Here is an 11,907-nt window from a genome sequence, read left to right on the forward strand (position 1 = left end):
TTTATCAAGATAATCTAATTCTTTTTAGGAAAAATATCTTTAAATTGAATATGCTGGTTACGTTCCATAGCTTCAGATCTTCGTTTATGAAACCCACCTAAAACATAGATAAGGATGGGTACAACGAAGCTGGCAATGCCCATAACAAATGCAATTTTATAGGTTGGATCTTTATTCATACATAAAAAGATTAAGCAAGCAACCATTAATAATATAGCAATAATACCTGTATAGGGTGAGCCAGGTGTTTTATATTGTAAATCCTTGGTTGTATAGCCTGCCTGATATAGACGGCGGCGAAAATTAATTTGTGCCCAACATAAAGAAATCCAAGCTGTTGCGCCTGTAAAGCCTGAGACAAGGAGTAAAGCAATGTATAAAATAGATTGGCCAAAGAAATAACTTGTCGCTAGTAAAACCCAGATAGAAATAAGGGTAACAATTCCTGCATTTTGCGGAACAAAGTTACGATTTAATTTGCTAAGAGGGTGAGGCGCCATACCATTTCGAGCTAGCGCATTAAGTGAACGTACAATACCATAAACCCCAGAATTAGAACAGGATAAAGCCGCTGTTAAAGTTACGAAACTTGTTGCAGCACCTGCCCAGTGTAACCCATAAAAATTCAGTGCATCAGCAAATACAGAATTATTAAGGCTTGCTTTTTGCCAAGGAAAAATTAGCACTAAACAAAAGACTGGAATAATGTAAATAAATAAAATTCGATATGTTACATTACGTATAGCCCGTGGAATCATGCGAGCTGGATCAATTGATTCGCCAGCTGCAAGTCCAATGATTTCAGAGCCTTGATAATTTACTAATAAAAGTACCATCGCCGTTAATAAAGCAAAAATACCATTAGGAAATAAGCCACCTTGATCAAATATAAACTTAGCACCAATAATACTAGCTGGCTGAGGGCCATGAATAATACCGAAAAATATTAAGATAGCTAAAAAGACAAAAGCTATTAAAGCAACAATTTTAATTACGGCTAACCAAAATTCTATTTCACCAAAAGTACCTACTTTAGCAATATTAACATAAGTAATTAATAAGCCAAAAAGTACCGCCCATAAATAGCCATTTATACCGGTAAAATGCTCCATAATTATACCACCAGCGATACATTCAGCAGGGATATAAGCTACCCAACTTATCCAATAAGACCAGCCAACTCCACAAGCAACAGCAGGGGAAATAAATTCGGCAGTATAAGTTATAAAGGAGCCAGAGATGGGAATAGCTACAGCTAGCTCTCCCATACATAACATAGTCAAATATATAATTAAACCACCTAAAATATAGGCAATAAAAACAGACGGCCCAACTTGATTAATGACAGCCCCTGTACCTAGAAAGTACCCTGAGCCAATAATTCCTCCAAGGGCAATTAGTTGTACATGTCGGTCTTTTAAGCCGCGTTTATAACCACCATCATTGAGGGGTTTTTTAATAGATATGCTTTGATCAGTCACTAATTTTATAATCTCAGGGTTGATAAATTAAATTGTACAATAATTAGCAAAATTGTCTATATTTTTAAAAATTTACGGCTATAAAAAGTGATTTTTATAGGAAAAACCTTAAGAAGGCAAGATTTATTTTTAAAAAATTTAGAATATCAATAATTAAGTAAAATTATTATAAAGAAAAGCTCATCAAATATAGTTTATTTAATGACAAATTAATAAAATTAAGGAATAGGTAAATGGCGGAGAGAGAGGGATTCGAACCCTCGATACGTTTTACCGTATACACACTTTCCAGGCGTGCGCCTTCGACCGCTCGGCCATCTCTCCTTTGCCGCAAGAATAGCTGTTTAGATAGCTAAAATCAATCCCGAAGATTAGTCTAAATATTTATTTAGAAAACGAAAGCTAAATAAGTAGATTAACTTTAATTAAATTAGTTTAAAAATGTAAACGTCCTCATTACTTATAGTTTATAATTAGTTTATAAAATTTATTTAAATTAAATTTATGAAAAAACAAATTCTCTTAAGTTTAAGCGGTATATTATTTTCCAGTCAGCTTTTGGCTTTTCAATGTTATTTTACTTTAGTAAAGGATACTTGTTGGACAGACTATGCTGTTACAGTAAAAGTATTAGATGCGGTAAATAATAACACTAACTTGTTAACTATTACTGTGCCTAAAGGACAAGCTTGGGGAAGAGAGCCCTTTACCTGTCAGCCTAACCAAAAGTTACTCTATCAAGCTTCTTTTGAACCCTATATTTGGGAAAATCAAAAGAACGAAGTTTATAATGCTATTAATTATTGGACTTTACCTATGGCAGCTAAAAAAGGTGAAACTGCTTGGGAAATACCTGTTTGCTATCCTAAAGCATTTTCAGAGGTACCACTTCCGCCTCAGGCTACTAATAATTGTGTCTGTAACTTTAGCCAAATACCAGCTATCCCACCTAAAAAACTTGATTAAAGATACAACCGCTATCATGACTTTCTTTGTAGTAGAGTTTCGCAGAAGTCTAATGGCTTTATTTACAAGAGTTAGGTATTATTCTTTCTAACTTAATTATCAAATGAGATAGCCTTTGCCTACCTTAAGACAACAGATTGCCCAAATGCTTATTATGGGCTTTAATGGCCTTCAAGTAGACTCATCCAGTCCAGTTAATGATTGGCTAACCAATGAAGGTATAGGTGGCGTTATTCTTTTTGATAAAGATGTTGTAACGAATTTGCCTGAAAAAAATTTAGCTGATATGCAGCAAATTATAAAATTAACACAACAATTAAAACTATATGCGAAGGCAAATCATACACTTGGTCATGTACCTTTATTTATTGGAATTGACTATGAAGGTGGGGCTGTTGATAGATTAAAAAGTATTGCTGGCTCTCCTCAAACATTGTCGCCGGAACAAATGACTAGGTTATCAGAAGAAGAGTTTGGTAAACGAGTTTCTGAGATGGCAGCGTTTTTAAAAAATTTAGGGTTTAATTTAAATTTTGCGCCATTACTTGACTTAGATCTTAATAAACAAGAAGGGATTATTGGAAAATTAGGTCGAAGTTTTTCTGCTGATCCTAAAGAAGTTATTAAATATGCAAAGCTTTTCGTAACTACCTTTGCTAAACATAATATTAACTGTTGCTATAAACATTTTCCAGGACATGGCAGTGCTATTGGTGATACACATACAGGTTTTGTTGATGTAACTTCAACCTATAGAGAGGAGGAGCTTTATCCTTATAATGCCCTAGCTTCTTCACAATCTATACCAACTATGATTATGACTGCTCATGTTATTAATCGTCATTTAGATGCAAGCGGAATACCAGCAACCTTGTCTAAGCTTATGTTAAATGATTTATTGCGAAAGAAATTTGGCTTTGATGGTATAATTGTAAGTGATGATTTACAGATGCAAGCCATTAGTCAGTATTATTCAATAGAAGAAAGGTTATGTCTTAGTATTAATGCAGGCGCTGATATGCTTATTTTTGCTAATCAGCTAGGTCATAATGATGCTTCTGAAGTTATCGATATAATAGTTCGTTTAGTCACTGATAAAGCGATCTCTATTAACCGAATTAATGAATCATATCAGCGAATCTTAAATTTAAAACAAGCTCAATTAGCTACTGTCTAGAAAGCCTCTTGATTTGCTTATCAATTGTGTTAAAATATTTCCTAGTGTTCAAAAATCAATCAAGAAGGTATCTATGGATAAATTTAATTTAATGACAGGATATTTTATTTGTACTTATGCTCATTACTGTTGTTGTTCTAATGGTTGCTGCTAATCCGTTACGTCATTAATTAATTTATCAGTATTGTAGGTAATCTTCATGTGTACAAAAACTCAAAAACAAAACTTCTGGCTAAGCCCTCTTTTTTTATATTCTTTAATGATTATTTTAGGGCTATTAAGCGGTTGGTCGGGTAGCCCTGAATTAAAAACATTGGGTTTATTTATTGCCGATGTTTTTATTCGAATTTTTAAATGTATTAGTCTTCCAATTATAGTTTTATCAATTATTGTAACTTTATCGAGTTATCGTACAGACGGTTCAATGCGTTCTGTATGGCGGCGAGCTATGACATACACGCTGGGTACAACGTTTGTTGCTGCAACCATAAGCTGTTTACTATATATATTAATTAAGCCAGGATTAATAGAGTCTTTTACACAGCCCATTTTAAGTAATGATAGTAATCAAGTTACTTATTTAAGCTATGTTAGTCATCTAATTCCATCAAATATTCTTTCGCCTTTCTTAGAACAGCAGGTATTAGGTGTGCTTTTAATAGGAATTATTTTCGGAATTGCTATTCGTTTTATTCCTGACCTTGAATCACGGCAAGCCATTACTTCTTTTTTTAAAGGAGCGCATGGTATGTTTATGGTCATTACAAGTTGGATAATTAGAATTATCCCCCTTGGACTTTATGGCTTTATAACAACGACGGTGATTCAAATACGAGAAGGAATGACTATCAAAGGGATTGGTGAATATTTGTTAATTATTGTATTAGCTAACCTTATTCAAGGCTTTGTTATTTTACCTTTGTGGTTAAAATCTCAAGGTATCAAACCTTTTAAAGCGATGAGGGGCATGTTGCCTGCTCTGTCAGTTGCATTTTTTTCCAAATCATCAGTTGGCACATTGCCTGTCACTATGGAAACTGCAGAAAAGAACTTAGCTGTTAAGCCTGAGGTAAGCCGCTTTGTTTTACCTCTATGTACCAGCTTAAATATGAATGGTTGTGCAGCCTTTATTTTTGCAACAGTTATTTATTTAATGCAAAATCATGGCATTGTGATTTCTTTACCTAGCATGGCACTTTGGGTGGTTATTGCAACCATAGCAGCGATTGGGAATGCTGGGGTTCCTATGGGATGTTTTTTCTTAAGCGCAAGCTTGCTTGCTAGCATGAATATCCCAATTACTTTAATGGGTATTATTTTACCTTTTTACAGCTTGATTGATATGTTAGAAACTGCTTTAAATGTTTGGTCAGATTCTTGTGTTGCTAAGGTTGTAAATGAGAAATTAAGCTTAGCGCAGGTTGATATTTCTAGTGAAGGAAATTTAAAGTTAAAAGTAGTATAAATTATTGTTTATGAACCTCCCGTTATTTTTGGCATAAGGTAAATATTCCACATCTTTGGATCCCACGGCTTATCCGCGGGATCCAAAATCGTGCCATTTTGTTGGATGCGTTAGACAAACTCTAAAATTTAGGCACAGAGAAATGGGCTACTTTGTCAAAATTTATGATAATAACTGGAGGCAGATAGCGTAATAAATCTCACTTAAAATCTCTAAGTCCCTAAGAGATATACATTCATTAACCTGATGAATTGTCTTATTAAGGGGACCTAATTCAATAACTTCTACTCCATAAGGCGCAATAAAACGTCCGTCGGAAGTTCCTCCATCTGTAGAAAGCTCAGGCGATTTGCCAGTAAATTTAGTAATAGCTTGAATACAGCTGTCAAGTAGTTTGCCTTGAGGAGTTAAAAAAGGTTCACCATTTAAACGCCAATTTATTATCGCATTTAGACCATGCTTTTCGAAACAGTTTGCGACTTGCATTTTAAGGCTATCGGCTGTTTGTTCAGTCGAAAAGCGAAAATTAAATTGTAGTTGTAACTCGCCTGGAATTATATTTTCAGCATGTCCACCGGAATGGATATGGGTGATTTGAAAGGAAGTAGGTGGGAAAAATTCATTTCCCTCATCCCAATATGTACTCACCAATTCCTTTAAAGCAGGCGCTAGTAAATGAATAGGATTTTGCGCAAGATGTGGGTAAGCTACATGACCTTGTTTACCTTGTAACGTGAGTTGACCAGTCAATGAACCACGGCGGCCAATTTTTATAACATCACCAATAGTATTCTTGCTTGATGGTTCACCAACTATGCAAAAAGTAGGGTGGATGCCACGATTTTTTAATTCACTCATTACATGAGGGGTGCCTAAATTAAACAAGCTTCCTTCCTCACCGCTGGTAATTAAAAAGCCCAGGCTACCTTTAAAAAGATGCTTATGTGCAATAAAATGTTTTGCCATAACCATCATGGCAGCCAAGCTTCCTTTCATGTCTGCTGTTCCCCGGCCATAAGCTAAACCATTTCTTTCAACTAGTTCAAAGGGATTAGTATGCCATTGTTTTTCATCACCAATAGGGACGACATCAGTATGGCCAGCAAAAACCAGTAAAGGGGCTTCAGTGCCGAAATAAGCAAAAAAATTAGCAACTGGCAGGTTATTAAATGGTAAACAGGTAAAGCCAAGCTGATTAAAAAAATTAATCATATAGTTTTGACAGCCATTATCCTCTGGGGTAATTGATTTAAATCGTACTAGTTCAGCTAATAAAGAGTGAATCAAAGTCATTATTGATACTCTCTCAACAATTCGTTAATACTTACCTTCGCTCGTGTTTTCTCATCAACTTGTTTTACAATAACGGCACAATATAAACTATGACTGCCATCTTCACTAGGTAGATTACCGGGCACTACGACTGATCCTGCGGGAATTCTTCCATAAGTAATAGTACCCGTTTGACGATTATAGATTTTAGTACTTTGGCCTAAAAAAACGCCCATTGATAAAACGGAGTTCTTTTCAACAATAACACCTTCTACTACCTCTGAGCGTGCGCCTATAAAGCAATTATCCTCGATAATGGTAGGGTTTGCTTGTAAGGGCTCTAATACGCCACCAATACCTACGCCCCCAGATAGATGAACATTTTTACCAATTTGAGCGCAAGAACCAACCGTAGCCCAAGTATCTACCATAACACCTTCATCAATATAGGCGCCAATATTAACATAGGAGGGCATTAAGACGGTATTTCTGGCAATAAATGCACCTTTACGCACCATAGCATGTGGTACAACACGAATTTGTGCTTCTTGCCATTGCCCAATATTATAATTGGTGAATTTAAGCGGCACTTTATCATAAAATTGGCAAAAACCCGCCTCAATCTTCTGATTGGGATATAATCTAAAGGACAGTAAAACCGCCTTTTTTAGCCATTGATGAGATACCCACTCGTTATTAATACATTCAGCTACTCGATAGTGTCCTTCATCTAGCCCACTTAGTACTTCATCCACAGCTGATAAAAGCTCCTTCGATATATTATCTAAAGTTAACTGTTGACGTTTTTCAAATCCTTCGTTAATAATTTTTTCTAATGAATTCATGATAAGAACTATAAAAAAGAGGTCTAGTTAGTATACTTAATCTCTCCTAAGAATGAAGTAGCCTAGGAAGAAAAATAGATGCTCACTCTAGTAAGCATCTATTTTTTTAAATTCGGTTATAAGGGTGTGGATTGTAATTTACCTATTAACTTATCTTTTTCTTCCCATTGTTGATTTAACCAATCTCGAAATTCTAATTGCTTATTTTCATCATAAGCTAAAGATTGATCAAAGAACTTATTAGGAATAGGAATTTGCCTTAATTTAACATAAATTGTATCAATACGATTACAGAGGAAATCCCATAAAGTAGGGGCTTTGGCAGAGTATACAATAGTAAGATCGGTAATCGTTTTAATACGGTTTTCTAAGGCACTGATTACAAAACTTATTCCACCTGCTTTTGGTTTTAATAAAAAGTTATAAGGGGATTTTTGGCTTTTCTTTTTCTCGGAATTAAACCGTGTACCTTCAATAAAATTCATAACCGCTGAGGGCGTATTTTTAAATAAGGTCATCGCTTTATTGGTAGACGCTAAATCTTGCCCTTGTTTCTTAGGATTTTTTGCTAAATATTCTTTAGAATAACGTTTCATAAATGGGCAACCCATAGCCCACCATGCAAAGCCTAATAAAGGAACCCATTTTAATTGATCTTTAATGAAAAATTTTAAAACAGGAATTTTTCGATTTAAAATAAAATGTAAGACAACGATATCTAACCAGCTTTGATGGTTTGCTACAACTAGATACCAGTTATCATTCGTTAACCTTTCTAAACCACTTACTTGCCAATTCACCTTATTAGTTAAACTAATATACCGATTATTAATACCGCACCAATAAGTAGTGATCTTATCGATAACCCTGGTGCAAAAAATACGCCAGCGCAAATTAGGGAAAAGTTTTAGTATGCCAATGACAAGAATAGGTATAAAAAAAACAATTGTCGACACAATTAATAGCAAAACAGTTAAAATACCAAGCCACTGGCTACCTTTTTTGTACTGCATTCAATCTTTCTCCTTACTCTAATTTAATGCATAATCTAAATCAGAGATTAAATCTTCTATATATTCAATACCTACTGACAAACGTACAAATCCATCAACAATACCTAAAATCTTTCTTGTTTCAGGAGGAATTGATGCGTGTGTCATAATAGCTGGATGTTCAATTAAGCTTTCAACGCCTCCTAAACTTTCTGCCAGAGTAAAAACATGACAGCGCTGTAAAAAGCGCTGAGTAGACGCTAAATCTGCATCTAGTACAATTGATATCATACCGCCAAAAGCTTGCATTTGTTTCTGGGCAAGTTCATATTGCGGATGACTAGGTAAACCTGGATAGATAACTTGTTTGATTTTTGGATGTTGTTCAAGCCATTGGGCAAGCGCCATAGCATTTTCACAATGGCGCTGCATACGAATTGCAAGCGTTTTTAAGCTACGTAGAAGTAAAAAGCTATCAAAAGGACTAGCAATAGCACCGCAAGAATTTTGTAAAAATGCTATTTTTTCAATTAATTCAGGGTTATCACCAACCACGACCGCCCCACTAACAACGTCAGAATGACCATTAATGTATTTGGTTGTTGAGTGTAAAGTAATATCAAAACCCAGTTCTAGCGGGCGCTGTATCCAAGGCGTAGCAAAAGTATTGTCAGCTACTGAAATAAGATGATGTTTTTTTGCTAATTGGGCGATTTCAGCAAGATTTGCTAGTTTAAGCATAGGGTTAGAAGGAGTTTCTACCCAAATCATCCGTGTATTAGGCTGGATAGCATTAGCAATTGACGCTGAGTCAGTCATATCCACAAAAGTAAAAGATAAGCCTGAAGTACGGGTTTTTACCTTATCAAACAAGCGATAAGTACCGCCATACAAATCATTGGTAGCAATAACATGATCGCCTTGGTTTAAGAGATCAATAACCGTATTAATTGCAGCCATGCCTGAAGCAAATGCAAAACCTTGCTTGCCTGATTCTAAGTTCGCTAAACATGCCTCATAAGCAAAGCGAGTTGGATTTTTAGTACGTGAATACTCATAACCTTGATGAATACCAGGTGCTTCTTGTTTGTAAGTTGAAGTTGCATAGATAGGGGTCATAACGGCACCTGTTGAAGGGTCAGCCTGCTGCCCTGCATGAATGGCACGTGTATCAAAATGATTTTTGTCCATTAATATTCCTATTTTTAGAATTAAGCAAAACTTAAGAATGCAGTATATACTTTAATTGATATAGTAAACGCGTATCTTGTTAAAAATTATTTTTCATAGTCGCTAACAAGGTTGTTATTTTAGTGAGGGATCGATGCGTAGGCAAGAAATCGACTACCAAAAAGTTGCCTTAGCAGCTGAAACAGTTAAGAAACGCGGTATAGAGCCATCGCTAACCAATGTTTGTGAAGAGTTAGGCATTGTTACTATCACCCCCAATCTACCTACCTTATTAGAAAAATGGTATCACTCTCAGCCTGAGTTTCAACGCAAAAAACAAAGCCCTTTATCAGAAAATATTCAAGTAAATACAAGCGCAATTGTCGAAAAAAATGTTGAGCTTGAAAAGTCTCTCTCATTATTACGTGCAACACTTGAGTGTACTGCTGATGGAATTATGATGGTTAACGGCAAAGGCCAAGTAGTTGATTGGAATCAAAAATTTGTCGAAATGTGGCGTATTCCTTCTCACATGCTTGAATCAGGTACAGAAAGTATTGGCTTTGAATATATTTTAGAGCAATTAAGTAACCCTGAAGCAGTTATTGCTGATGTACAATTTTTATACGAAAATCCTGATTGGCAAGGTGAACTACCTTTAATTTATTTTAAAGATGGTCGGATTTTTGCTCGCTATACGCAACCTCAACGTATTGGCTCAGAAATTGTTGGCCGAGTTTATAGTTTTCGTGATGTTACACAACGCCAAATGGCTGATGAGAGCCTGCGCGTTCGGGAGCGTGCTATAGAAGCAAGCACCCATGGTGTAGCTATTTTTGATATTACGAAAGAAAATCTACCAATAATCTATATAAATAGAGCGTTTGAAAGAATTACCGGATTCAATGAAAAACAAGTTCTGGGTCAGAACTTGGCTTATATTCATGGAAAAAAAATTGATCAAGCTAACTATAAGCGGATTACTTTAGCAATTAAGGAATTAAGAGAAGAAACAGTTGAGCTTGAAACATCAAGGCGCTCAGGCGAGGTATATTGGTGTGAAATGAGTGTAGCACCTGTAGCTGATCTTTCCGGAAATGTTAAACATTATGTTGGTATTATCAATGACATAACTGAACGGCGCGAAATGGAACAGCAATTGCTTATGCAGGCAACCCATGATTCTTTAACTGAATTACCTAATCGCGTTTTATTGATGGATAGGGTAGAGCAAGCTATTTTACAAGCGAAGAAAAAGAATGCTAGCCTGGCTTTTTTATTCCTAGATCTCGATCGATTTAAATTTACCAATGACACTTTAGGTCATAGTATTGGCGATAAATTATTACAAGCTGTTTCAAATCGATTGCTTATTGCAACAAATGATTTTGATACAGTCGCTCGTTTGGGGGGCGATGAGTTTGTTATTCTTCTCCAAGATATTCATTCTGAAAAACAAGCTGAACAAACAGCAGACGAAATATTAAACTTAATTGAAAAACCATTTCAAATTGGTCAGCATAATTTAAAAATTACTGGCAGTATTGGAATTAGTTATTATCCTAAAGATGGGCTTGATTATGAAACCCTTATGAAGAATGCTGACTTATCGATGTATCATGCGAAAGACAGTGGGCGTAATAGTTATCGCGTATTTGAACAAGAAATGAATAAGCGTGTTGTTAATCGTATGCAGCTTGATAATGCTTTAAGGGATGCTTTAAAGCGCAATGAATTTTATTTGGTTTATCAACCGCTTATGGATTTAAGAAAAAATATTATCGTGGGCTTTGAAGCATTAATTCGTTGGAATAGCCATATTTTAGGTCAAGTATCACCTGCAGAATTTATTGGTACTGCTGAGGAAAATGGCTTAATTGTCGATATTGGTAAGTGGGTTTTAGAAGAATCATGTAGACAATTAGTTGTTTGGCATAAAGAAGGCTATAAAGACTTAAGTATTGCCGTCAATATTTCAGGTCGGCAATTTAGGCAAACAAAGTTACCCGAATTAATACAAGAAATTTTAATGAAATCAGGCTTGCCTGCCTCTTATCTTGAACTAGAACTTACCGAAAGTTTATTAGTTGATGATGTTAAACATGCCGTAGAAACCATGTATCAATTACGTGAGATGGGTGCAAAATTAGTGATTGATGACTTTGGCACAGGTTATTCAAGTTTGTCTTATTTAAAGCAATTTCCTGTAAATAAATTAAAAATTGATCGTTCATTCATTAGCGAATTAGTAAATAAAGAAAATGATGCTGCTATTGCTAGAGCAATTATTAATTTAGGTCACAGCCTCAACCTGGAGGTGCTTGCTGAAGGCGTGGAAAATGAGTTACAAAAAGAATTTATCATTAAACATGGCTGCGATTATGCTCAAGGTTATTATTTTAAACCACCTAATAAACCAAATGAGCTTAAAGAATTTTTAGAACAAAATAGCTTACCGCAACTTGATGAAACTTAAATTTTTCATTACTGATTAACTTAATTATTATCTTTATTTTTTCAAATTTAACTACCCTACCTT

9 protein-coding genes and 1 tRNA gene are annotated in these 11,907 nt (G+C 35.2%); 4 read left to right on the forward strand and 6 right to left on the reverse strand.

Features of this window, described 5'->3' with window-relative positions; genetic code table 11:
• Positions 1–14: 14 nt before the first annotated feature.
• Positions 15–1,481, reverse strand: a complete 1,467-nt coding sequence (locus DYH30_RS06220; RefSeq protein ID WP_115330817.1) for an amino acid permease — start codon at positions 1,479–1,481, stop codon at positions 15–17.
• Between the two features lie 234 nt (positions 1,482–1,715).
• A tRNA-Ser gene (locus DYH30_RS06225) sits at positions 1,716–1,805 on the reverse strand.
• Between the two features lie 180 nt (positions 1,806–1,985).
• Between DYH30_RS06225 and DYH30_RS06230 the strand changes: the two genes are divergently transcribed.
• The 3 genes from DYH30_RS06230 to DYH30_RS06240 all read left to right on the forward strand — a co-directional run bounded on the left by DYH30_RS06230 (position 1,986) and on the right by DYH30_RS06240 (position 5,089).
• On the forward strand, positions 1,986–2,447 hold the full coding sequence (locus tag DYH30_RS06230) for a hypothetical protein (RefSeq protein ID WP_115330818.1): 462 nt from the start codon (positions 1,986–1,988) through the stop codon (positions 2,445–2,447).
• A gap of 115 nt (positions 2,448–2,562) precedes the next feature.
• Positions 2,563–3,624 carry a glycoside hydrolase family 3 protein gene (locus DYH30_RS06235; RefSeq protein ID WP_115330819.1) on the forward strand — a complete coding sequence of 354 codons (1,062 nt, stop codon included), beginning with the start codon at positions 2,563–2,565 and terminating at the stop codon, positions 3,622–3,624.
• 199 nt (positions 3,625–3,823) lie between these two features.
• A complete protein-coding gene (locus tag DYH30_RS06240; RefSeq protein ID WP_115330820.1) occupies positions 3,824–5,089 on the forward strand; it encodes a dicarboxylate/amino acid:cation symporter in 1,266 nt (421 codons plus the stop codon).
• A gap of 162 nt (positions 5,090–5,251) precedes the next feature.
• Here DYH30_RS06240 and dapE read toward each other — a convergent pair whose 3' ends face one another.
• The 4 genes from dapE to DYH30_RS06260 form a co-directional block, all read right to left on the reverse strand.
• Complete coding sequence (gene dapE / locus DYH30_RS06245; RefSeq protein WP_115330821.1) at positions 5,252–6,382, reverse strand: succinyl-diaminopimelate desuccinylase; 1,131 nt, start codon at positions 6,380–6,382, stop codon at positions 5,252–5,254.
• Positions 6,382–7,206, reverse strand: a complete 825-nt coding sequence (dapD, locus tag DYH30_RS06250; protein WP_115330822.1) for a 2,3,4,5-tetrahydropyridine-2,6-dicarboxylate N-succinyltransferase — start codon at positions 7,204–7,206, stop codon at positions 6,382–6,384. The genes dapE and dapD overlap by 1 nt, the downstream gene beginning before the upstream one ends.
• A 116-nt stretch (positions 7,207–7,322) precedes the next feature.
• Entirely contained in the window at positions 7,323–8,219 is an 897-nt protein-coding gene (locus DYH30_RS06255; protein WP_115330823.1) for an acyltransferase, read from the reverse strand.
• An 18-nt stretch (positions 8,220–8,237) separates the two neighbouring features.
• The gene (locus DYH30_RS06260) at positions 8,238–9,389 is read right to left on the reverse strand and encodes a cystathionine gamma-synthase (protein WP_115330824.1); all 1,152 of its coding nucleotides are present in this window, start codon (positions 9,387–9,389) and stop codon (positions 8,238–8,240) included.
• Positions 9,390–9,522: 133 nt separating this feature from the next.
• Here DYH30_RS06260 and DYH30_RS06265 point away from each other — a divergent pair, with 133 nt between their 5' ends.
• Positions 9,523–11,844 carry an EAL domain-containing protein gene (locus DYH30_RS06265; RefSeq protein WP_115330825.1) on the forward strand — a complete coding sequence of 774 codons (2,322 nt, stop codon included), beginning with the start codon at positions 9,523–9,525 and terminating at the stop codon, positions 11,842–11,844.
• Positions 11,845–11,907: the final 63 nt, after the last annotated feature.

The sequence above is a fragment of the Legionella busanensis genome (assembly GCF_900461525.1).
GTDB classification, from domain to species: Bacteria; Pseudomonadota; Gammaproteobacteria; order Legionellales; family Legionellaceae; genus Legionella_C; species Legionella_C busanensis.

Coding starts and splice junctions, on each gene's coding strand:
- DYH30_RS06230 (WP_115330818.1), top strand. CDS start 1,986: ATGAAAAAACAAATTCTCTTAAGTTTAAGCGGTATATTATTTTCCAGT.
- DYH30_RS06255 (WP_115330823.1), bottom strand. CDS start 8,219: ATGCAGTACAAAAAAGGTAGCCAGTGGCTTGGTATTTTAACTGTTTTG.
- DYH30_RS06260 (WP_115330824.1), bottom strand. CDS start 9,389: ATGGACAAAAATCATTTTGATACACGTGCCATTCATGCAGGGCAGCAG.
- dapE (WP_115330821.1), bottom strand. CDS start 6,382: ATGACTTTGATTCACTCTTTATTAGCTGAACTAGTACGATTTAAATCA.
- DYH30_RS06240 (WP_115330820.1), top strand. CDS start 3,824: ATGTGTACAAAAACTCAAAAACAAAACTTCTGGCTAAGCCCTCTTTTT.
- DYH30_RS06265 (WP_115330825.1), top strand. CDS start 9,523: ATGCGTAGGCAAGAAATCGACTACCAAAAAGTTGCCTTAGCAGCTGAA.
- dapD (WP_115330822.1), bottom strand. CDS start 7,206: ATGAATTCATTAGAAAAAATTATTAACGAAGGATTTGAAAAACGTCAA.